The 20,697-nt window shown below is 72.7% G+C and carries 20 protein-coding genes; 12 read left to right on the top strand and 8 right to left on the bottom strand.

The features are described from left to right. The first annotated feature begins 16 nt into the window (after window positions 1-16). From EKD16_RS22560 to EKD16_RS22530, 7 genes are all read left to right on the top strand, one after another. Window positions 17-1,210, top strand: coding sequence for an Ldh family oxidoreductase (locus tag EKD16_RS22560; RefSeq protein ID WP_165498639.1), 1,194 nt, complete (start codon window positions 17-19; stop codon window positions 1,208-1,210). A gap of 117 nt (window positions 1,211-1,327) precedes the next feature. Beyond that, the gene (locus EKD16_RS22555) at window positions 1,328-2,710 is read left to right on the top strand and encodes an MFS transporter (RefSeq protein ID WP_131101192.1); all 1,383 of its coding nucleotides are present in this window, start codon (window positions 1,328-1,330) and stop codon (window positions 2,708-2,710) included. Between the two features lie 91 nt (window positions 2,711-2,801). Then, complete coding sequence (locus tag EKD16_RS22550; protein ID WP_131101190.1) at window positions 2,802-4,280, top strand: mannitol dehydrogenase family protein; 1,479 nt, start codon at window positions 2,802-2,804, stop codon at window positions 4,278-4,280. 118 nt (window positions 4,281-4,398) lie between these two features. Beyond that, a complete protein-coding gene (locus EKD16_RS22545; RefSeq protein WP_131101188.1) occupies window positions 4,399-5,163 on the top strand; it encodes an SDR family NAD(P)-dependent oxidoreductase in 765 nt (254 codons plus the stop codon). 802 nt (window positions 5,164-5,965) lie between these two features. Continuing rightward, window positions 5,966-6,493: a PadR family transcriptional regulator gene (locus EKD16_RS22540; protein WP_131101186.1), complete on the top strand. Its 528-nt coding sequence runs from the start codon at window positions 5,966-5,968 to the stop codon at window positions 6,491-6,493. After that, window positions 6,490-7,224, top strand: coding sequence for an ABC transporter ATP-binding protein (locus EKD16_RS22535; protein WP_131101184.1), 735 nt, complete (start codon window positions 6,490-6,492; stop codon window positions 7,222-7,224). Before EKD16_RS22540 ends, EKD16_RS22535 begins: the two co-directional genes overlap by 4 nt. Further along, window positions 7,221-9,563, top strand: coding sequence for an FtsX-like permease family protein (locus EKD16_RS22530; protein WP_131101182.1), 2,343 nt, complete (start codon window positions 7,221-7,223; stop codon window positions 9,561-9,563). The genes EKD16_RS22535 and EKD16_RS22530 overlap by 4 nt, the downstream gene beginning before the upstream one ends. Window positions 9,564-9,667: 104 nt before the next feature. Here the strand turns inward: EKD16_RS22530 and EKD16_RS22525 are convergent, their stop codons facing one another. From EKD16_RS22525 to EKD16_RS22490, 8 genes are all read right to left on the bottom strand, one after another. Continuing rightward, complete coding sequence (locus tag EKD16_RS22525) at window positions 9,668-10,288, bottom strand: TetR/AcrR family transcriptional regulator (protein WP_131101180.1); 621 nt, start codon at window positions 10,286-10,288, stop codon at window positions 9,668-9,670. 225 nt (window positions 10,289-10,513) lie between these two features. Next, window positions 10,514-11,659: a zinc-binding dehydrogenase gene (locus EKD16_RS22520; RefSeq protein WP_131101179.1), complete on the bottom strand. Its 1,146-nt coding sequence runs from the start codon at window positions 11,657-11,659 to the stop codon at window positions 10,514-10,516. Then, complete coding sequence (locus tag EKD16_RS22515; RefSeq protein ID WP_131101177.1) at window positions 11,656-12,099, bottom strand: acyl-CoA thioesterase; 444 nt, start codon at window positions 12,097-12,099, stop codon at window positions 11,656-11,658. The genes EKD16_RS22520 and EKD16_RS22515 overlap by 4 nt, the downstream gene beginning before the upstream one ends. 178 nt (window positions 12,100-12,277) lie before the next feature. After that, window positions 12,278-12,955, bottom strand: a complete 678-nt coding sequence (locus tag EKD16_RS22510; RefSeq protein ID WP_131101175.1) for a M15 family metallopeptidase — start codon at window positions 12,953-12,955, stop codon at window positions 12,278-12,280. Between the two features lie 13 nt (window positions 12,956-12,968). Beyond that, a complete protein-coding gene (locus EKD16_RS22505) occupies window positions 12,969-13,577 on the bottom strand; it encodes a hypothetical protein (protein ID WP_131101173.1) in 609 nt (202 codons plus the stop codon). 145 nt (window positions 13,578-13,722) lie between these two features. Beyond that, window positions 13,723-14,145, bottom strand: a complete 423-nt coding sequence (locus EKD16_RS25535) for a hypothetical protein (protein WP_165498638.1) — start codon at window positions 14,143-14,145, stop codon at window positions 13,723-13,725. 71 nt (window positions 14,146-14,216) lie between these two features. Beyond that, window positions 14,217-15,719 carry a C40 family peptidase gene (locus EKD16_RS22495; protein WP_242677126.1) on the bottom strand — a complete coding sequence of 501 codons (1,503 nt, stop codon included), beginning with the start codon at window positions 15,717-15,719 and terminating at the stop codon, window positions 14,217-14,219. Next, window positions 15,716-16,333, bottom strand: a complete 618-nt coding sequence (locus EKD16_RS22490) for a hypothetical protein (protein ID WP_131101171.1) — start codon at window positions 16,331-16,333, stop codon at window positions 15,716-15,718. The genes EKD16_RS22495 and EKD16_RS22490 overlap by 4 nt, the downstream gene beginning before the upstream one ends. Before the next feature lie 593 nt (window positions 16,334-16,926). Here EKD16_RS22490 and EKD16_RS22485 point away from each other — a divergent pair. The 5 genes from EKD16_RS22485 (at window position 16,927) to EKD16_RS22465 (ending at window position 20,692) form a co-directional block, all read left to right on the top strand. Beyond that, on the top strand, window positions 16,927-17,466 hold the full coding sequence (locus EKD16_RS22485) for a hypothetical protein (RefSeq protein WP_242677125.1): 540 nt from the start codon (window positions 16,927-16,929) through the stop codon (window positions 17,464-17,466). Window positions 17,467-17,471: 5 nt separating this feature from the next. Then, window positions 17,472-17,825: a hypothetical protein gene (locus EKD16_RS22480; RefSeq protein WP_131101169.1), complete on the top strand. Its 354-nt coding sequence runs from the start codon at window positions 17,472-17,474 to the stop codon at window positions 17,823-17,825. Window positions 17,826-17,916: 91 nt separating this feature from the next. Next, window positions 17,917-18,282 carry a hypothetical protein gene (locus EKD16_RS22475; protein WP_242677124.1) on the top strand — a complete coding sequence of 122 codons (366 nt, stop codon included), beginning with the start codon at window positions 17,917-17,919 and terminating at the stop codon, window positions 18,280-18,282. Window positions 18,283-18,319: 37 nt separating this feature from the next. Then, window positions 18,320-19,177, top strand: a complete 858-nt coding sequence (locus EKD16_RS22470; RefSeq protein ID WP_131101167.1) for a hypothetical protein — start codon at window positions 18,320-18,322, stop codon at window positions 19,175-19,177. A 48-nt stretch (window positions 19,178-19,225) separates the two neighbouring features. Further along, window positions 19,226-20,692, top strand: a complete 1,467-nt coding sequence (locus tag EKD16_RS22465) for a hypothetical protein (protein ID WP_131101165.1) — start codon at window positions 19,226-19,228, stop codon at window positions 20,690-20,692. Window positions 20,693-20,697: the final 5 nt, after the last annotated feature.

Raw genomic sequence — 20,697 nt, 5'->3', positions numbered from 1 at the left:
AAGGGATGGCAGGCCAGTGCAGAGCGGGGGACGGTCCGAGGGCGCCGGCAGCGCCGACAGCGCCGGCGGCGCAGCGTGGATGGACGCCGACTCCGGTCGGGCGGACGCCCACGATCAGGCGCCGCCGCGGCTGGTGCCTCCGGCCGAGCTGACGGAGCTGGCCGAGGCGGTGCTGCGGCACATGGGGACGCCGAACGGCAGCGCGCTCGCGGTCGCTGCCTCGCTGGTCGACTCCAACCTCGTCGGCCACGACTCGCACGGCGTGCGGCGGCTGCCCATCTACGCCCGTGCGGCGAATCTGGGGCAGATCGATCCCGCCGCGCTGCCCGAAGTGGGCGAGCGCGACGGCGCCGTCGTCACCGTGCGCGGCAACCGCTCGTTCGGACAGTTGGCCGCGGCCGCGGCTGTGCAGGAGTTGACCGCGGCGGTGACCGCCAACGGCATCGGCGTGGCGGCGGTCCGCGACTGCAACCACATCGGCCGGCTCGGCGAGTACGTCGAGTCGCTGGCCGAGGGCGGCATCATCGGGCTCGCGCTGTGCAACGTCGATCCCACGGTGGCGCCGTTCGGCGGGCGGGAGCGCCGACTCGGCACGAACCCGCTGGCCTGGGCGCTGCCACGCGGACCCGTCAGCGATCCCGCAGGTGAGGGCCCGGTTGTGATGGACTGGGCGACCTCGGCGGTCGCCGAGGGCAAACTGGCCCTGGCCCGCGCCCGCGGCGAGCGGGCGCCCGAAGGGGTGCTGATGGATTCCGCGGGCCGCGTCTCCCGGGACCCCGCCGACTTCTACGGCGGCGGGGCGCTGCTGCCGTTCGCCGGACACAAGGGCTACGGCCTGAGCGTGATGATCGAGGCCGTCGGCGGCCTCCTCTCCGGAGGCGGCGTGTCCTGCCTGCCCGGCTACGACGGAGGCAACGGCACGGTCCTCGTCGGCATCGACCCGGCGCGGTTCATGCCCGCCGACGCGTTCCGCGCCCAGGTCGAGGACTTCTGCGACGAACTGCGCCGCACGCCCGTCGCCGAGGGCCACGACGAGGTGCTCGTGCCCGGCGACGTCGAGCGGCGCGCCCGCGCCGAACGGGCCGAGTCGGGCATCCCGGTGCCGGCCTCGGTGTGGGACGCGCTGACAGAGTTGGTGCCCGGCCGTCCCGACGAGCAGGGCTCACCGCGCGGCACCGCCGCCGACCCGGCAGCGGGCGGCCCCCGGTGAGCCGCGGCCGGTCGGGGGGCGCCTCGACCGGCCCGCCGCGCCCCGATCCGGGGCGCCCCCAGATCCGACAGCTGATCCCGGCCACGATCGCAAACGGGGGAGAGACGGAGTAACGCCATGACCGACAAGGACGGGGCCGCGACCCCGGACAACATCCCCGCTACGTCGCCCCAGCACATGCGGCGCGTCGTCCTCGCCTCGCTCGTGGGGACCGCGCTGGAGTGGTACGACTTCTTCATCTACGGCACGGCAGCCGCCCTCGTCTTCAACGTGCTGTTCTTCACCGACGCCGACCCGGCGATCGGCACCCTCGTCGCCTTCGCCAGCTTCGGCGTCGGCTTCGTGTTCCGCCCGCTCGGCGGTTTCGTCTTCGGCCACATCGGCGATGTCCTCGGGCGGCGCACCACCCTGGTCATCACCACCCTGGTGATGGGCCTGTCCACCGGCATCATCGGGCTGTTGCCGACTTACCCCCAGATCGGAATCTGGGCCCCGGTGCTGCTCACGCTGCTGCGCGTCTGCCAGGGCCTGGGCGCGGGGGCCGAGTTCGGCGGCGCCTCCACGCTGCTCTCCGAGCACGCCCCGCCCGCGCGGCGCGGGTTCTTCGGCTCCTTCGCGCAGACCGGCGTGCAGATCGGGCTGGTCATGGGCACGGTGGTCTTTTTGATCGTGGGCTTCCTGCCCGATGAGCAGCTGATGTCGTGGGGCTGGCGGATCCCGTTCCTGCTCAGCTTCCTGCTGATCGCGGTGTCGCTGTACCTGCGGCTGCGCGTCGCCGAGTCGCCGGTGTTCCTGCGGGCGGCGAAGAGCCAGACCACCGTCAAGGTCCCGGTGGTGCAGGCGCTGAAGAAGTACCCCGGGAGCTTCCTGGTCGGCATCGGCGCGCACATCTGCGACACGGCCGTCGTCTACATCTACGCGACCTTCAGCGTCACGTACCTGACCACCCAGCTGGACCAACCGCGCTGGGTCGCGCTGACCGGCGTCATCGCCTTCGGTATCGCGGTCATCCTGCTGCAGCCGGTCTACGGTGCTCTCTCCGACCGCATCGGGCGGCGGCCGCTGAACATCTTCAGCGTGCTGTTCACAGCCGCCTTCGCGTACCCGTTCTTCCTGATGCTCAACACCGGCGAACCGCTGGTCATCTGGCTTGCCCTGCTGATCGCCACCACCCTGGGCGTGGCGCCGATGATCGCGGTCCAGCCGGCGTTCTACGCGGAGCTGTTCGGCGCCGGCGTGCGCTACACCGGCTTCGCCGCCTCCCGCGAGATGGGCGCGGCCGTCGCCGGGTTCTCGCCGGTCGCCGCCAGCGCGCTGCTGGCCGCATCGGGCGGGGACCCGTGGCTGGTCGCGCTGCTGATGATCGGTACGGCGGCGGTCTCGCTGATCGCGTTCGTGTTCTCCCGGGAGACGCGGGAGATCGACATCGCCGCCTTCGACCCCGACCAGGCCAGCGTCGTCTCGGGGTCCTGGCGCAGCAGCAAGACGGCCGCCGAGTAGGCGGCGCCCGAGCGGGTACCGCCGCGCCGTGGCGGTACCCGCGGCGCGGGACGCCGCCGGAACCGATTGCACAGCCGACACGGAGGTGACCATGACCACGGCCGGGCCGCGCCTGAGCCGGGCGGCGCGCACGCTGCTGCCCGAGAAGATGGTGCGCGAACTGCCGCCGCAGGAAACCCGGACCGGGATCGTGCACCTGGGACCGGGCGCCTTCCACCGGGCGCACCAGGCCGTCTACACCCAGCGGGCGATGGCCGCCGAGCCGGGCGACTGGGGGATCTGCGCCGCCGCGGCGCGGGGGCGGTCCGTCGTCGATGCGCTGCGGGCGCAGGACCACCTCTACACCGTCACCGAGCGCGCGGCCGACGGCGCCGACCGGATGCGCGCGGTCGGCGCCATCACCGACTCCGTGGCCGCGCTCGACGAGCCAGAGCGACTGGCGGCCGCCGTCGCCGCGCCGGGTACGCGCATCGTTTCGCTGACCGTCACCGAGGGCGGATACCGGCACGACCCCGCCACCGGGCGACTGCTGCCCGAGGACCCCGAAATCGCCGCCGACGCGGCCGGGCGCGCGCCCCGCACCGCCGTCGGCCAACTGGTGCGCGGCCTGCAGCAGCGCAGCCGCACCGACGGCACGCCGCTGACCGTGCTCTCCTGCGACAACCTGCCGCAGAACGGTCGGTTGCTGCGCGGGCTCGTCGACTCCTTCTGCCGCATGCTGCCCGAGAGCGAGCAAGCGCCGCTGCTGGAGTGGATCGGCGCGCGTGTCGCGTTCTGCTCCACTGTGGTCGACCAGGTGGTGCCGGCCACCGCCCCGGCCGACCTGGAACGGGTGGTCGAGGCGTTGGGCGTGGCCGACGAGGCCGCCGTGGTCGGCGAGGAGTACCGCTCGTGGGTGATCGAGGACCGCTTCGCCGGTCCGCGGCCGGCCTGGGACCGCGTCGGCGCCCGCTTCGCCGACGACGTCCGGCCCCACGAGACGGTCAAGCTGCGCTGTATCAACGCGACGCAGACAACGGCCGCCTGCCTGGGACTGCTGCTGGGCGTCCACACGATGGCCGAGGCGGTGGGCCGCCTCGACCTGCGCCGCTTCCTGCGTGCGCTCTACACCCAGGAGTTGGCTCCCAGCGCCGTCGCCGCGGGCGGCGAGCCGCCCGGCTTCGAGGAGTTGCTGGTGCGCCTGGGCAACCCGAACCTGCAGCACCGTTTGGGCCAGGTGGCCCAGCAGGGCTTGGGCAAGCTGCCGCAGCGCCTCGTGGCACCCGCCGCCGAACACGTGCGCGAGGGCCGCGAGCCGCGCCTGGCGTGCCTGGCGATCGCGTCGTGGGTGCGGCTGCTGCGCACTCCCGTCGGCGCGCGGCCGCGGTTGGATCCCGCATCCGAGGAGTTCGCGCGCGAGCTGGCCGCCGTGCGGTACGCGGTCGAGGCCGTCGATCTGGTGCGGGAGCGCATGCCCGGGCTCTCCGGGGAGTCGGGCGCGCGCCCCGACGTCGGCGACGGGGTCGCCGAGGCACTGCGCGCGCTGGAGGTGCGCGGCGCCGAGGCGGTGGTGCGTGAGGCCGCGGGATAGCCGGCGCGGCGCGCGGGCCGACGGTGAAGGGCGCACAACCGCAGGCGAACGTGCGGACGGGCGAACGTGCGGACGGGCGAACGGAAACCGGCAACAGGCAACCGGCAAGGAGGACGCGATGCGGATCGACGGCGCTGTGGTGGTCGTGACCGGCGGAGGAACCGGCATCGGCCGGGCGGCGTGCCTGGAGGCCGCCCGGCGCGGCGCCGCCGGGGTGGTGCTCACCTACGCACGCTCGGCGGGCGAGGCCGAGGACACCGCCGCCGAGATCGAGGCGCGGGACGTGCCCGCGCTCCCGGTACGCGCCGACGTCGCCGACACCGAGCAGGTCGAGGACATGGCGAAGAGCGCGGTCGAGCGCTTCGGCCGGGTCGACGCGCTGGTGAACAACGCCGGGACGACCCGTGCCGTGGCGCCGGACGACTTGGCCGGCCTCACCGACGACATGTGGCGGGAGATCCTCGACGTGAACGTGGTCGGCGCCTTCCGCTGTGCCCGGGCGCTGGAGCGGCCGCTGCGCGCGGCCGGCGGAGCGATCGTGAACACCTCCTCGATTTCGGCTTTCCGCGCCGGCGGCTCCTCCATCGCCTACGGCGTCAGCAAGGCTGCGCTGCAGCAGCTCACCCGCTCGCTGGCGGCCGTCCTCGCGCCGGAGGTGCGCGTGAACGCGGTCGCCCCCGGCACGGTCGCCACCCGCTGGCAGACGGACCTGCGCGGCGAGGACGGCTTCGCCGAGTTCAGCAGCAAGGAGCGCGAGGTAATCCCGCTGCGCTCCACCACTCAGCCCGAGCAGGTGGCCCACACGCTGCTCGCGATGCTGGAGATGGACGCCGTCACCGGCGAGACGCTTGTCATCGACGGCGGCAAGCACGTCTTGTACTGACCGGTTGCGGCAGTACCGGCGCCCCGCGGGCAGTGCCCGGGGGGAGGGAGCGGCGCGGGTCCGCTGGGTGGCCTTGTTGGTCTGCCGGGCGACGGGTGGCCTGACGGAGAACGACGGGCACCGAGGACGGCGCCGGGTCCGGCCCGCGATCGACACACCCGGTGCTCGCCGGTGGCCGTGGCCGACGAGAGCGGGTCGGGTCTGCTGGGCGGTCTTGCTGGTCTGCCGGGTGACGGGTGGCCTCGACGGAAAAGCGGCAGCGACGGCGGCGAAGGGCTGGGCCCGCGGTCACCGGGTCGCGTGCTCGCCGGTTGAGCACCCGGCGGGGCGGCGGCACCGGCCCTGTCCGCGTGCGGTGGCGCGTGCGACGGCGACCCGGCGCCGCTATGTCCGGTATGCCGGTTCGTCCGGCGTCTATCGTGAACTTATGGCCGCGGGAAAACGCATTCCGTGGCCATAGTTCACGACACTGAGAGAAGCCGCGCCGAGTCCGGCACCCTCGCCGCCGCTTTCCAGTCAAGGCCACCCGCCGCCCGGCAGACCGACAAGGCCGCCCAGCGGAGCCGGGCCGCAATCGTCGGCCACCGCCACCGGCGGGCACCAGGTGCGGTGGGCGCGGGCTTGGCCGTCCTCGGCCGTTGCCGCCGCTTCTCCCCCAGGTGGCCCGCCGCTCGGCAGACCACAAGGCCGCCCAGTGGACCGTGGCCGCCGCCCCCGCCGCCCGCGTGCCCAGTCCACTGCCGCACTTGCTGCTTCGGCCAGCTATACACACGATGTATAGACAGCATGTATAGTGCTGGCCATGTCCTTCGCGCACACCGTCCTGGGGCTGCTGGAGAACGGTCCCGCCCACGGGTACGACATCAAGCGGGCCTATGACGAGCACTTCGGCCAGGATCGCCCGATGCATTACGGCCAGGTCTACGCCGCGCTCGCGCGCCTGCTGAAGAAGGGGCTGATCGAGGTCGCCGGAACCGAGTCCGGCGGCGGGCCCGAGCGCAAGCGCTACGCCATCACCGATGCGGGTGTCACCGATGTGGGGGCCTGGCTGGCCACGGCAGAAGCCCCCGAGCAATACCTGCAGAGCACCCTTTACACCAAGGTCGTCCTGGCGCTGCTCGCCGGGCGCCCCGCCGCCGAGGTCCTGGAGGTGCAGCGCGGCGCCCATCTGGGGGCGATGCGCGAGCTGACCCGGCGAAAGACGAGCGGCGATCTCGCCGAAACCCTGATCTGCGACCACGCGCTCTTCCACCTGGAGGCCGACCTGCGCTGGCTGGAGCTGACCGCGGCCCGGCTGGACGAGCTCGCAAAGGAGGTCCGCCACACATGACCGCCGATACCACCCCGGCGCCCCCGGCCCCTCCCGAGGAGGCCGCCGGCGGGACCCTGTTGGCCGCGCGCGGCCTGGCCAAGTCCTTCGGTCCCACGACCGCCCTGCAAAGCGCCTCCTTCGACATCGACCCCGGCGAGCTCGTCGCGGTGATGGGCTCCTCCGGCTCGGGAAAGACCACCCTGCTGCACTGCCTGGCCGGCATCACCCGGCCCGACCACGGCTGGATCCTCTACCAGGGCCGCGACCTCGCCGCCATGTCCGAGAGCGAGCGCAGCGGGCTGCGCCGCGGCGAGTTCGGGTTCCTCTTCCAGTCCGGGGGGCTGGTCCCCGAGCTCAGCTGCCTGGAGAACGCCGCCCTGCCGCTGCGGCTCAACGGCACCGGCCGCAAGGTGGCCCACCGCCGCGCCGAGGAGTGGCTGGAACACCTGGGCGTGGCCCACACCGCCCGCCAGCAGCCCGGCGAGGTCTCCGGCGGCGAGTACCAGCGCGTCGGTATGGCCCGCGCGCTGATCACCGATCCCGCGATCCTGTTCGCCGACGAACCCACCGGCGCTCTCGACTCCCTCAACGAGGAGAAGGTGATGCGGCTGCTGGCGACCTCGGCTCGCAGCAGCGGCACGGCGGTCGTGCTCGTCACCCACGAGCCCCGCATCGCCGCCTACGCCGACCGCGAGGTCGGCGTGCGCGACGGCCGCACCCGCGACTTCGCGGCGGGAGCGGCGGGATGAGCAGGCCGGTCGCAGGATCACGTCCGTCCGGCTCCGCGCCGGTGCGCTGGGTGCGGGAGGCCGTGCTCGGCGCGCGGATGTCGGTCTCCGGAGGTGGGGACGCATGGCTGCGGCTCGCCCTGATCGCCGTGGGCATCGGGGCGGCGGTGGCGCTGCTGCTCGCCGCGGCGGCGGCCCCGAACGTGATCGGCGCCCGCGAGGAGCGCGAGTCGGCACGCACCATCGCCTGGACGGACCAGACTCCCCCGAAGTCCGAGCGGACGCTGCTCATGGCCCAGGCCGACACCGAGTACTACGGGCAGTCGGTCTACGGCCGCCTTGTGGCCGCCGAAGGGCCGCGCGCGCCCGTGCCGCCCGGAATCGCGGAGGTGCCCGAAGCGGGGCAGATGGTGGTCTCACCCGCGCTGGCGCGGCTGCTGGACTCGCCCGAGGGCGAACTGCTGCGCAAGCGACTGGACTACCGCATCGTCGGCACCATCGGAGAGGAGGGCCTGCTCGGTCCCGGAGAACTCGCCTACTACGCCGGAACCGAGGCCGAAACGCTGTCCCCGGCGAACCCCTCGGTCGAGCGCCTCGACCGCTTGGGCTACTCCATGCCCGACGCCGGACTCGTCCCCGCCGTGCTGCTGCTGGTACTCGTCGGTGCGGTGGTGGCGCTGCTTCCGCTGGGCGTGTTCGTGGCAGCGGCGCTGCGCCTGGGTTCGGACAAGCGCGACCGCCGGCTGGCGGCGTTGCGGCTCCTGGGCGCGGACCGGTGGACGGCGGCCCGAATCGCCTGCGGGGAGGCCCTCACCGGCGCACTGGCCGGAATCGCCTTGGGGGCCGGGGTGTTCCTGCTGCTGCGCGCGGGCGTGGAGTCCGTGCAGGTCGCGGGTATCTCGGCCTTCACCACCGACGTCGTGCCGCTGCCCTCGCTCGCGGCGGCGGTACTGATCGGCGTGGTCGCACTGGCGGTGACCGTCACCCTCGTCTCCACCGCCCGGACAGTCGCCGACCCGCTCGGGGTGACGCGCCGCGCCTCCCGGCCGCGGCGGAGGCTGTGGTGGCGACTCGCCATCCCCGCGGCCGGTCTCGGGCTGCTCTATCCGGTGTTCACCGCAAGCGAGGACATCGGCGCCGGTCTGAGTGAACTGCAACTGGTCGGCGGGCTGCTGCTGTTCCTGTCGGGCGCCGGGCTGCTGACGCCGTGGGTGTTCCAGGTCGCGGTGTCCCGGGCGCGCCGCGGCGGCCCGGCCTGGCTGCTGGCGGTGCGCAGGCTGCGCGCCGACGGCGCGGCCGAGACGCGCGCCGTGGCCGGCGTCGCGGTGATCGCCGCGGGCGCCATCGCCGTGCAGACCCTGTTCACCGGTGTCCAGCAGAACTTCGAAAACCCTTTGCAGGGGCAGGAAACCGGTCCGGCCTATTCCGCGCGGATCCCGGACGTGTCTATGTCCGCCGCATCCGGCACGACCGAGGGGCTGCGGTCGCTGCCGCAGGTGCACAACGTGCACGCGACCGCCGACTACCACGACCCCAGCGGCAGGGATCCGGTCCGGCTGACCGTCGGCGAGTGCACGGCGCTGCGCGCCTCCGCTCGGATAGACCGGTGCGAGGCCGGAGACGTCTTCCTGGTGGGCAACAAGGGCGGTGGGGTCGCCCCCGGCGACGAGCTGGAACTCAGCGGAAGCGGCGACAGCGGCGAACGCGCCTCCTGGGTCCTGCCTGCATCGACGCGCCGGGTTCCGGCCGCGGATTCCGCGGAAGCGGAGCCGGGGCATACGGCGGCGCGCGTGTTGGCGACACCGGGTGCGGTGGCGGGTGCCGGGCTGCCCCGCACATCGCTCTGGGTCGATTTCGACATAGCCTCCGCCACGCCGCGCGCGACCGAGGAGGTCCGCACGGCGATCCTGAGCACGCACCCGCTGGCCGACATGGCGGGCGATTCGCGCTCGGCCGTCCAGGAGCAGGTCGCCACCGTCGGTGCCCTGGTGACCGCGGCCATCGCCACTTCCCTCGCCGTCATCGGCCTGGGCCTGCTGATCTCCACGATCGACCAGCTGCGGGAGAGCAGGCAGCCTCTGGCGGTCCTCGCCGCGTCGGGCGTGCGCAGGCGCACTCTCGCGGTCTCGGTGCTGTACCAGGCGACGATACCGCTCGCGGTCGGCCTGGCGGCGGCGGTGGTGATGGGCACCGCGATGGGCGCGATACTGCTGCGCATCGTCGAGTACCCGGTGGGCTTCGACCTCGGGACCGTCGTCGCCATCACGGGCGGGGCGGCACTGGTGGGACTCGCGGTCAGCCTGCTCAGCCTGCCTGCCCTGACCCGGCTCGTCCGACCGGACAACCTCCGGGCGGAGTAGTCCCGCCGGGGCGCCCCGGTCCTTCCTCCCGGGGCGCTCCGGCCCGTTCGGCCGCCACCGGAGCGCACGTCCCTCAAGGACCTGGTGCGCTACCGGCGGCGGCCTCACGCGCTCAGGCGCCGGATCAGCCCGATGGCGGCCTCGGTGATCCGCTCCGCCTCCTCGGCGGACTCGGCGACGACGATCTCGCGCCGCGCCTCGCCGATGGCCGCGGTGAGCACGCTGACCGCGAGCCGCTCTTCCGCCGACTCGCCCGCCTGCAGCAGTACCGCGTTCTGCCGCACCCACTCCCGGCTGCGGCCGCGGCGCAGCACGTCGAACCCGGGCGGCCCGTCGCCGGTGAGCAGCAGCAGACCGACGCCGCGGCGCTGCCAGGACCCCTCCAGGAATGCGCGTGCCCCCGCGATGAACAGCTCGACCGGGTCCTCCTCCCCGGCCGCGCGGGCACGGGCCACGGCGCCGGACGCCTGCTCCTCGTCGGCGGCCTGCTGGTCCTCCCACAGCGCCAGGAACAGCTCGGTCTTGCCGCCGAAGTGGTGGTAGAGGCTGCCGACGCTGGACTGCGCCCGCTCCACCACATCGGCGACCCCGGCCTCGGCGAAGCCCTTCTCGGTGAACACCTCGCGCGCGGCCTCCAGCAGGACGCGGCGGGTGTGAGCGGTGCGGCTCCACCGCCACGCACCGCCGCCGCGCCCGGCCGTGTGCGTCCCCGCCTTGCGTGCCATGCGTGCCTTTCCGCCTCCGTAGGGGATGGGGGCCGGGGGAATCCCGGCGGCACGACGGCCCCGGGCAGCGCCTCCGAGCGCCTCCACCGTAGCGAACCCCGAACCTGGATCCGCTGCTGCGCGGGCACAACAGCAGCGACGTGCAGCGCGAGTGATGGCAGAAAAGGTTGGAAAGACGAGCCAGCTCGTCACGGAGTACGATCCGCAGCCGCCCTACAATGCGGGCTAGAGCTCGACCACCTGGCGTACCGCCTCTCCCGAGGCCAGGCGGTCGAACCCTTCGTTGACGTCTGCCAGCCCGAGGCGTCCCGACAGCAGTTCGGTCACCGGCAGCATCCCGCGGCGGTACAGGGCGATGTAGGCGGGGATGTCGCGGGCCGGGACCCCGGAGCCGAGGTAGCTGCCGCGCAGCGTCCGCTCCTGGGCCGCCAGGGTGACGGCGGGGATCGACACGTGCCGGTCGGGGTGCGGCAGCCCGACGGTCACCGTCGTACCGCCGGGCCGGGTGGCCAGGTACGCCTGCGCCAGCACGTCGGCGTTGCCGGTGGTGTCGACGACCTTGTCGGCGCCGCCGCCGGTCAGCTCCCGCACCTGCGCCACCGCGTCCGGCCCGCCCGGGACGGCCTCCGTCGCTCCCAGCCGGCCCGCCAGCTCCCGTTTCGCCGCGACCGGGTCGACGCCGACGACCTGCGCGGCGCCCGCGACCCGGGTCCCCAGCAGCGCCGAGAGGCCCACACCGCCCAAGCCGAATACGGCCACACGCTCGCCCGGCCGGACCTCGGCGGCCCGGAGTGCCGCGCCGACGCCCGTCAGCACCGCGCAGCCGAACAGCGCGGCGACCTCGAAGGGCAGGTCGGCGTCCACCCGCACCGCGGAGTCGGCCGAGACGACGGCGTACTCGGCGAACGCGGACACGCCCAGGTGGTGGGCGGGCCGAGTGCCGTCGGCGTCGCGCCAGCGGCGACCGCCGCCGACCAGGTCTCCGGCGTTGTTGGCGGCCGCGCCGCGAACGCACAGTGCGGGCCGCCCCTCCAGGCAGCGGGGGCAGCCGCCGCACGGGGCGACGAAGTAGAGCACCACGTGGTCGCCGGACGCGAACCGGTCCTGCGTGCCCGGCCCCAGTCCGACGACCTCGCCGGCCGCCTCGTGGCCCAGCACCATCGGCACCGGGCGCGGCCGGTCGCCGTTGACCACGGACAGGTCGGAGTGGCACAGGCCGGCCGCGCGGACGCGGACCAGCAGTTCGCCGGGGCCGGGAGGCGCCAGGGCCAGTTCCCGCACCCGCAGCGGACGCGAGTGGGCGTAGGGGGCCGCGGCGCCGATCTCCTCCAGGACGGCGGCGCGTACGGCTTTGGGGGCTGGGGTGTTCACGGACTCCTCCGCAGCTTCTCCAGGGCGGTGCGCAGCCGCCCGTCGACGGGCACCGGGCGGCGCGTCTCGCGGTCGCAGAAAACGTGCACGAACCGCCCCTCGGCCACCTCGGTGGTCCGGTCGCGCCGGTAGAGGCCGACTGCGTAGTGCACCGAGGAGTTGCCCAGGTGCGATACCGAGAGCCCGACCGCGAGCACCTCGGGGAACGCGATCTCGGCGGTGTAGGAGCACTGCGACTCCACGCACAGGCCGATGACGGCCCCGCCGCGGTAGTCCAGCCCGCCCTGCTCGACCAGCCAGGTGTTGATGGCCGTGTCCATGAACTCGTAGTGGACGGTGTTGTTCATGTGGCCGTAGGCGTCGTTGTCGGCCCACCGGGTGGGGATCTCCATCCAGTGGGCGTAGTCGGGCCGATCGCCGCCGCCGGGTGATCTGTCCATACGGGCCGCGTCCACCGGCCACCCCCGTCTCCGTCGGGTCCTCGGGTCTGTGCCCCCGCTCTGCATACCGGTCGGTATGTACGCTACCGGCAACCGGCACGGGCCCGTCCCGCGGGTGGGTCGCAGCCCGCGAAGCCCCTACTCGTGCGGGTGCGGCGGTGGCCGCCGACCGGGCCGATCAGGCCGCGACGGCCTCCGGCCCCTCGACCGAGTACTCCCAGTGCCAGGCCTCCGCGGAACTGCTCCCCTGCTGTGCCCAGGCCGGGTGGAACCAGCCGAACTCCTGGCTGTTGGCCCGCATCCACTCGTGCTGCTCGGTGCCGAACCGGTTGACTCCGCCGCACAGGTCGACCGCGAGCCCCCACCCGTGATTGCTCGTGCCCGGTACCGCGGCGAGGTTGCCGGTGCCGCTCTGGTACGCGTCGTAGAGCCGGTGCTGGTCGGCCAGGGAGCGGTAGGCGTCCGTCACGCAGATCCCGGAGCCGAAACGCTCCTCGTACGCCTCGTTCAGCGCCAGGAAGCCCGCCGCCGCGTCGGCACGCAGGTACTCCCCCTCCTGGTGCAGCTCGCACAGCGCCTCGGTGGGGATCTGGCCGTTCGGGTACTCCTCGGCGGTCGCGGCCTGTCGCCCCTGGCACTGCCCGCTGACGGCCGAAGCGTCGAAGGAGGTGTTCTGCGCGGCGCCCTCGCCGTTACCCGGGCCGCCCAAAACCGCGTGGACCACCGCGAAGCTGACGATGCCGCCCAGCGACAGCGACAGCCCGCCGACGGCGAAGTCCGCGGAGCCTTCGATTTCACCGCGGTCGCCGCGGCCGAGCAGGCGCGCACGCAGCCGCCCGAGCAGATGTGCGGACATCGTCGGCTCCCTTTCAGCCGTCGGCCGGAGGGGCGGTGCCGCCTCCGCGCGGCCGCCCGGTCGAGGCCACCGCCCAGGCCCCCTCCTCCTCGACGAGCAGCAGCGAATGTCGGTCCAGGTCGAGTGCAGACGAGGGGTCGTCCTCGGCGACGGCGGTGATCGCGACGCCCAACTCGATGGACCGCGCGCCGAGGTACTCGATGCCCGTCACCTCCGCCCGGCCGCGGGTGGCGACGCCCTGGTCGGTCAGCCGGCCGTACGCGGAGTCCGCGGGGACGAGGGCGACGCCGCCGGGCACGTCGGCCAGCGCGGCGGCGTCGCGGATGTGCGCGCGGTACGCCTCGGCGGACCGGCCGGGTGCGAAGTCTCCGTAGCTCCGGGCGTGCCGCAGCGCCACCGCCGCCGCGCGACCGTAGTCGTCGGCGCCGACGGGCAGCGCCTCGGTGAACGGCGGATAGTCGCCGGAAGCGTCGCCGCTGCCGCTCTCACCGCCCTCGCCCGCTGATTCGCCCCAATTCCCGCCCTGAAGAGCGTTACCGAGGGCGAGCAGGGCGCCGATCAGCACGCCGACGATCAGCACGACGACGACCGCGTTGCGCTGCGGGAGAAGGGAGTGTCTCACGGTTGCGGCCCTGCCGGGGATAGCTGGCTCGCCGACGCGGCGAACGGGAGAACGGGAGAACGTGACGGCGCCCGCCGGACGCGGGGGTCTGACAGCGAGGTAAGCGCCCGTTGCGGCGCCCGCGCGGGCGCCGCAACGGGCGGAGTCATGCGGTTTTGCCGCCCAGGCTCCGCACCCCCACCGCACTGCCGAGGCTGTGCATTCCCGACCCCTGCGCCGCACCGCCGGCGGACACCGTCGAGGCGATCGAGCTGAGCAGGCTGAACGCTCCGCCCAGGGCGGCGCCCAAACCTCCGCCGATCACCGAGCCCGCCTTCGCGGCGAGCGCCAACGCGCCCGCGCCCAGCTTGGCGAGGGTTCCGGCGGCGCCCGCCGCCGCTGCCGCGCCGTTGCCCGTCAGCCGCGCGACCGTCATGGCCGCGCGTCCCCAGCCGCGCTGGGCGAGCCAGCCGCTCGCCTTGCTGCCGAGGAACTTCGCGCCCACCTTGACGCCCGCCTTCGCGGCCCCCAGCGCCAGTGAGCCGCCGGCGGCGCCCAGAGCGGCCACGGCCAGTGCCGGCAACGGCATGATCGACTCCTAACTCTCCGGCGGCGTGTCCGCCGCACTTTCGCGTCCGCTTGTCCGCTCAGCAGTCCCCGTCATGCCTCGACCGCCTCCGAGTCCGGGACGATCCGTATGGCGCCGACGAACACCGAACGCCACTTCGAGGTGTCCAGGGGGCCTTTGCGGACGCCGACCGCCGAGTTCCCGGCGTCGACCATCTGGCCGTCGCCGATGTAGAGCCCCACGTGCGAGGGGCTGGCGTGGTGCTCGATGGTGTGGAACAGGATCAGGTCGCCGGGGCGGAGCTCGGACACGCGTAACTCGCCTTCGAGCACGCGTATGGCCGTGGCGCTGCCGTATCCGGGATCGTCCGGGTTCCACTGGCCCGTCGTGACTCGTGGGATCGACACTCCGGCGGCGTTCCACGCGGCCATGGTCAGCCCGGAGCAGTCGAAGGTGCCCGGTCCTTCGGCTCCCCATTCGTAGGGTTTGCCGACCTGGCTGTGTGCGTACTGCACCGCCGCCTCGTGCGCCTCGCCGACGGCGCCGGAGAGCCCCCACGGCGCCTGGTAGGCGGCGTTCTCGGCGTCGCCGCACTGCTGTCCGTCGACGGAGGAGAACGCGGCCGCCGGGGAGATGTTCAGCGCCGGCATCGCCTCGTACTCGTCGGAGTCGGCATAAAGCGCGGCGAGGTCGCGGACCTGGTGGACGTACCACGAGGCCGGGTTGTGCCGGTAGACCGCGCAGTCCAGCGGGTCGCTCAGCCCCGCCTCGTTCCAGCAGTCGGCGACGGCGCCGGAGCCGCGGTGGTTCTCGGCGATGCCGCGGAAGTAGGCGAGTTTGAACGTGGCGGAGACGATGTTGTCCCACGGGTCCCAGACGTTGACCGTTCCGTCGCCGTTGCCGTCGATGCCGAAGTAGTCCCAAACCCCGGGCTCGCTGGGAACCTCGCCGACCTCGTAGTGGCGCTCCCGGTCCTCGACGTCCTCCACGGGCATCCCGCCCCAGGCGTTGGCCGCGTTGCCCCGAGGCCCGCCCTCTTCGCCGGTTTCCGGGTCGAGTACGCCGAACTGCATGATCCCGGCGGCGCCGTAGGGGTTGCGGGTTCCCGGCAGCACTCCGGAGTCCCAGTCGGGCACCTCCTCGGCCAGGTACTTGCCGCTGTGGGTCTCCTTGGCCGCGATGGCGGCGATGATCTCCCATGGCACGTCGTAGGCGTCGGCGGCGTACCGCTGCGCCTCCAGGACGTCCTCGGGGATGTCCATCGGCACCGTCGCGGTCGAACCGGCACCCGGCTCGCCGTGCGCGTCGATGGTGGCGACGTTGTCGGAGGAGACGCTGGGCGAGATCCCTTGGCCCGACGCCCCGACGGTGTCGACGGTGGAGGCGGGCTCGCCGAAGGGGGTGCCGCCCTCACACGATGTGGCGATGAACCCGACCGTGCCCATGACCAGCAGAGCGGAGGCGCCCCCGGCGACGCGCGCGGTCGCGGCTCCGCGGTCGCCGCGCGGACGGCGCTCCGCCCGCAGGCGCTGCAGCCGGGCCGCCAGGCGGGCGGACATGCGAGCGGCGAGGCCGGGGTGGCGGGGACTGCTCATCGCGGCCCGTTCCCCACGGACGCCTCACGGAAGGCGGCGACGGCCCACTCCCCGCCCTCCGGCACCACGGTCACCGCGTAGGAGGCCCTGGCCTCCCGGCCGTCGCCACCGCCGCCGGGCGATGTCGTCACGTCCACGACGAAGATGACCGAGGAGGTGCCGATGGTGCGGATGCCGGCGACCGAGGGGGAGGCGTCGACGTCGCCGACCGGTGCCTGCGGCCTGCCGCTCGTCGGGGTGGACAGCAGCAGCGTCTCCAGGCGGTCGGCGAAGATCTCGGCGGCCAGCGGTTCGAGGCGCTCCAGGCGGTCCAGCGGGGTCTCGCCGGCGACGCGTTCGCTGTAGGCGGCCGCGAACTCACGGGCCGCGTCCGCGGCGATCCGCACCTCCGCGGCCGAGTGCGGAAGGAGTTCCAGCACGTCGGCTCGGGCGCCCTGTCCGCTGCCGTCCTGCTCCTCGCCGGTCTCCGTAGGAGGTTGACCGGGGGCGGCGGCCCCGGCGGAGTCTGCGCCCGGCGAGAGTTGGCGGAAGAGCAGAACCGCGGCGACGACCAGCGCGAGGATGATCCCCGTCGCCACGATCTTCTCCCGCGGGCCGGTGATGAACGCGTTCATGATCGGCCGCACCCTGCTGTCCGGACCATGCGATATCCGCCCGCCAAGTTCGCTTTACTGGGCAAAGGACAGCTATTGGTATCCCGTGGGGCCACGGATGCGCAATGGCATATCGTGACGGTAGCGATTACTAAGAGTCATTTTTTGCAACGGTTTCGTATACGTCGCGATTATGTGGTCCGGGTGCGCGAATGCGGGCCGCGCAGATCGGTCGGCCGCTGAAGTGGGGCGTCGGGCGAGCCTCCGCGTCGGGGTGGCGGTCCGGTTTCGACTGACATGAACCCGAGTTCCGTGTTTTCACGTTGCGCGGTCACCGAATCCGGATATGTGTACATAGGGTGATTGTTGTGTGAAACGGGTCACTTGTGGTGTTCGGATGGTTGGGATAAAAACGCAACATCGTGTGCCGTTTGTCGGTCGGGAGGGAATCAGGCCCGCTCGTGGTGAGACCGGCGCATTCTCGACGCGAGGACGTGCGGATACAGCGGCCGGCCTCCCAGATCCAGGGCGGGTCGGCGCCGCGGGCGGCGGTCGCGCGCGGCAAGCAGGACGCGGCGGTCCGCGGGACCGCCCCGAGCTGAGTGGTGGATGTGATGGCACGCAAGCGGGCTGACCGCGGTGCCGCCGAGCTGGACCACGCGGCGGCGCTGCCGGAGTGGGCCAAGGAGATGGTGCTGCTGGGCTGCCACGGAGGAGCAGGCACCACGACACTGCGCATCCTGCTCAAAACTCCGTGGGAACTGGGCGCCTACTCGGTCGACCGCAGCGAGATCGCCACCTTCGGGCGCCCCCTCGTCCTCGTCACCCGCGACAACGCGGCCGCCGCGGCCCGCGCAGCAGACGTGGTCAACAACGTCGCCGCCCGCGGCGTCGGCATCGCGGTGCTCGCCGTGGTCGCGGACGGTTCAGGGCCCGAACCGGCCGAGGCGTCCACACGGCTGCGCCTGGTAGAGGAGCGGGTCGGCCGACTCGTCCGCGTGCCCTTCGTGGCGGGCCTGCGCTTCGTCGACGTATCCGAGGTGGACCGGGTCCGCATGCACAAGAAGGCGCAGCAGGCGCTCACGGAGATCACCCAGGCGTGCTACCGGGCGGCGGCCGGTGACGTGCTCGTACGAAACGCAGAGGAGAGCTAGGGGCCATGGACGGCATCCTGCAACTGGCGGCCGGCCTCGCCGGCCAGCTGCCGGTCTTCGAGGCCGGCGCCTTCGACTGGGAGAACGGCCCCGCACTGCCGAACTTCGGAACCGACGGAAGCGGGGAACAGCACGACCCCATCCAGCAGCTCATCGGTTGGGGCCAGGGCGTGATCATCGTGATCGGGATCATCGGCATCCTGTTCGCCGCCGGGAAGATGGCGATCGGCAAGTTCGGCCGGTCCGACCTCGCCGCCGACGGCGTCGGCGGGCTGGTGTGGACCGTCATGGGCATCTCGCTGATGCTCGTCGCCATCCCCGTCATCCGGGCGGTCGCGGGCGTCGTGGGGGGCTCCTGACGCGTCGCCGCTTGCGGACGCCCACCGAGACCGCTCCCGCCCGTCGCCCTGCCCGATCCCGACCGCGCACGTGAGGAGGACCAGCAACCCCATGACCCTCTGGCTCGCCTGCGAAGCGGTGTCGGTGTCCGCCGACGCCCTGCTCACGCCGGCGCTGTCGGCCTTCGCGGTCGACGTCGACTGGGACACCACACCGCGGATGCCGGACTTCGGGTTCGGATTCTCCCAGAACCCCGACGAGGACCCCATCGGCCGCTTCATCCAGTACGCCCAGGGCGTGATCGTCGTCGTCGGGATCATCGGCGTCCTCTACTCCGCCGGGAAGATGGCCGCGGGCCGCATAGGCCGCTCCGAGGTCGCGGCCGAAGGGGTCGGCGGCCTGGTGTGGACGATCATGGGCGTCTCGCTGATGCTCGTCGCGATCTCCGTCGCCACCGGCCTGGCGGGCGTGGGCTGAGAGCGATGCCGCGACGATTCCCACGAAGGGGGCGGGTATGCCGACCGGCACCCTCGGCGCACTAGCGCTCGCCTCGGAGGCCGCGTACCGGCTGCCGCCCGCGGCGATGGCGCTCGCGGCCGAGGAGTTCGAGGAGCGGGGCAATCAGCTGCTCGGTTACGCCTCGGCGCTGGGCGTACTCGTCGGCGTCCTGGCGCTGATCATCATCGGCGGCCGGATGATCCACTCCAACTTCACCGGGGACCCGTGGCTCGCGGCGCGCGGCATGGCCGAGCTGCCGTGGGTGCTGCTCGGGATCGTGCTGCTGGTGGCTTCGGGCGGGCTGATCTCCACCCTGCTGCAGGGATCGGTGCACGAGACGGAGCAGAGCGTCGCCGAGATCATCGAGGATGCCGAGGAGCAGCAGGAAGAAGAGGAGTTCAACGCACTCGGGGACGGGTGTTTGGAGATTCCCCAGGAACACCGGCTTTCCGACGACGGCGGCGAGCAGTACGTCTGTCCGGATGAGGATGATCGCTGGTCCCGCTACTTCGACGTTCTACCGGTGACCGGTCCCGAGGATCCGAGGTGCACGCAGGGCGAGGAAGCCGACTGCTACCGGTTCTGCGCGGCCGAAGAGGAGAACTGCCAGTGGGTGGAAGGTGAGCCGTGGGTCTGGCGGGACTACTTCTGTCCCCTCGAGTGGACCCACACGGGGGAAGGGTTCACCCCTCCCAAGCCGAACGACTGTCCAGACTTGCTGCCGGCTGACACCAACGGCATCCCGGCCGAGCACGACGACGATCCCATCTGGGCCCGCAGGGCCTGGCACTGCGAGTACTACCCCGAGTACGTCGAATACGACAGGCCGAAACCGGATCTCTACTGCGACCTTGACGAGGAGTGGTCGCCCTAGCGGCCCGGTCCTACCGCATCGGGCAGCACACGTCGGAAAGGAGGGCGGATGAGCGCGGGCCCCACGCAGGACTGGATCAACGAGAGCATCGAAGGGATCATCAAAACCCTCTTCGAGGAGGTGCTGCTCAGCGACACCTATACGGTTCCCGGCGAAACCGAGGTCGACCTGAGCGGCCATATCCCGCTCTATCCGGTGATCGACCAGGGGATGCTCAACCTGCAGAACCTGTTCAACCCGTTCGTGCTCTTCCTGGCGACCCTCGGCATTCTCATGTCGACGATCCGCCTGCTGTGGCAGCGCCGGCTCGATCCGATGCTGGATCTCGTCCGCGGCCTGCTGACGGTGATCATCACCACCTTCGCCGGAATCTTCTTCATCCACCTCCTGATGGGCTTCAGCCGCGCCCTGGCCGCAATGATCGTGGACCAGGGCGGGGGCCGCGAGAGCTTCATCGACTCGGCCGGAAGCGTCTACGCGAGCATCATGCAGGTCGGCCTGGCGGGCAGCGAATCGGGGTTCGCCACGCAGGCGGCCGGGGAGTCCGTGACCTACATCGTCGGCCTCGCGGTCGTCCTCGGGCTGATCGCCCAGCTCGTCATCCTGGTGCTGCTGCAGGCCGTCATCTACCTCATCGCCTGCATCCTGCCGCTCGCCGCCGCGAGCACGATGGTTCCCGGCCTTCGGATATTCCCCAAGGTCATCGGCTGGCTGGTGGCCTGCCTGCTCTACAAACCGCTGATCCTGCTGATGTACCTGGCCGGACTGGTGATCCTGAGCGGCAGCGGGGACGACCTCTTCCGCTACTTCGTCGGCGCGGCGATCATGCTCCTCGCCACGGGGGCGCTCCCGGTGCTGATGAAGCTGATGAGCCACACCGGCGTGCTGATGATGGCGGGCGCGATGGGCGCCGGCTCGGCGGCCCTCGGCGGTCATGGAGACGGCGGCGGTGGCGGAGGCGGTGGTGATGCGGGCGGCGGTGCCCAGGGCGGCAACGCGCAGAACACCGGCGGCGGGCAGCAGGCGGAGAACTCCGGGAACTCCCAGGCCCAAGCCGCGGTGCAACGCAGCGGCGCGCTGTCGAACAACCTCCCTTCCCCCGACACCCCGCAGTCCGACTCCGCCCCCGCAGACGGCGCGTTCCAGGCCGGTCCCCTGGGAGTCGCGGCCGGCTCCGCGGGCGCAGGCGGGGCCGTGCAGGCCGCGGGCGCGGGTGCCGGCGCCGGCACCGACGCGGCCGGCGGCCTGGAGACGACGGCCGCGTCGGAGCTCACGACCGGAGCCGACACCGAGACGACCGTGTCCACCGCCCCCTCAGGCGTCACCGACGCGGGCGGCGGCGACGCCGGGGCGCCCGGCGCCGCGGAGCCCGGCGGTGACAGCGCCGCAGCGGGCATGGCGGAGCCCGCCGTCGACACTCCCGCCGGGGCGGACGGCGGTACCGGCGCCCAAGCCGAAGCAAGCCAACCGGCCGCTCCCGGCGCATCGGGGGCCGACGGAGCCCGAGGAGTCTAGAGGAA

It is taken from the genome of Streptomonospora litoralis, from assembly GCF_004323735.1.
In the GTDB taxonomy this organism is placed as follows: Bacteria; Actinomycetota; Actinomycetes; order Streptosporangiales; family Streptosporangiaceae; genus Streptomonospora; species Streptomonospora litoralis.
Note: the sequence above shows the minus strand (reverse complement) of the source record. Positions and strands in the feature narration are given on the sequence as shown.

Coding starts and splice junctions, on each gene's coding strand:
- EKD16_RS22525 (WP_131101180.1), bottom strand. CDS start 10,288: ATGGCACGCAAGGCGGGGACGCACACGGCCGGGCGCGGCGGCGGTGCG.
- EKD16_RS22485 (WP_242677125.1), top strand. CDS start 16,927: ATGGCACGCAAGCGGGCTGACCGCGGTGCCGCCGAGCTGGACCACGCG.
- EKD16_RS22495 (WP_242677126.1), bottom strand. CDS start 15,719: ATGAGCAGTCCCCGCCACCCCGGCCTCGCCGCTCGCATGTCCGCCCGC.
- EKD16_RS22470 (WP_131101167.1), top strand. CDS start 18,320: ATGCCGACCGGCACCCTCGGCGCACTAGCGCTCGCCTCGGAGGCCGCG.
- EKD16_RS22530 (WP_131101182.1), top strand. CDS start 7,221: ATGAGCAGGCCGGTCGCAGGATCACGTCCGTCCGGCTCCGCGCCGGTG.
- EKD16_RS22535 (WP_131101184.1), top strand. CDS start 6,490: ATGACCGCCGATACCACCCCGGCGCCCCCGGCCCCTCCCGAGGAGGCC.
- EKD16_RS22555 (WP_131101192.1), top strand. CDS start 1,328: ATGACCGACAAGGACGGGGCCGCGACCCCGGACAACATCCCCGCTACG.
- EKD16_RS22550 (WP_131101190.1), top strand. CDS start 2,802: ATGACCACGGCCGGGCCGCGCCTGAGCCGGGCGGCGCGCACGCTGCTG.
- EKD16_RS22490 (WP_131101171.1), bottom strand. CDS start 16,333: ATGAACGCGTTCATCACCGGCCCGCGGGAGAAGATCGTGGCGACGGGG.
- EKD16_RS22465 (WP_131101165.1), top strand. CDS start 19,226: ATGAGCGCGGGCCCCACGCAGGACTGGATCAACGAGAGCATCGAAGGG.
- EKD16_RS22475 (WP_242677124.1), top strand. CDS start 17,917: ATGACCCTCTGGCTCGCCTGCGAAGCGGTGTCGGTGTCCGCCGACGCC.
- EKD16_RS22510 (WP_131101175.1), bottom strand. CDS start 12,955: ATGTCCGCACATCTGCTCGGGCGGCTGCGTGCGCGCCTGCTCGGCCGC.
- EKD16_RS22540 (WP_131101186.1), top strand. CDS start 5,966: ATGTCCTTCGCGCACACCGTCCTGGGGCTGCTGGAGAACGGTCCCGCC.
- EKD16_RS25535 (WP_165498638.1), bottom strand. CDS start 14,145: ATGCCGTTGCCGGCACTGGCCGTGGCCGCTCTGGGCGCCGCCGGCGGC.
- EKD16_RS22515 (WP_131101177.1), bottom strand. CDS start 12,099: ATGGACAGATCACCCGGCGGCGGCGATCGGCCCGACTACGCCCACTGG.
- EKD16_RS22480 (WP_131101169.1), top strand. CDS start 17,472: ATGGACGGCATCCTGCAACTGGCGGCCGGCCTCGCCGGCCAGCTGCCG.
- EKD16_RS22545 (WP_131101188.1), top strand. CDS start 4,399: ATGCGGATCGACGGCGCTGTGGTGGTCGTGACCGGCGGAGGAACCGGC.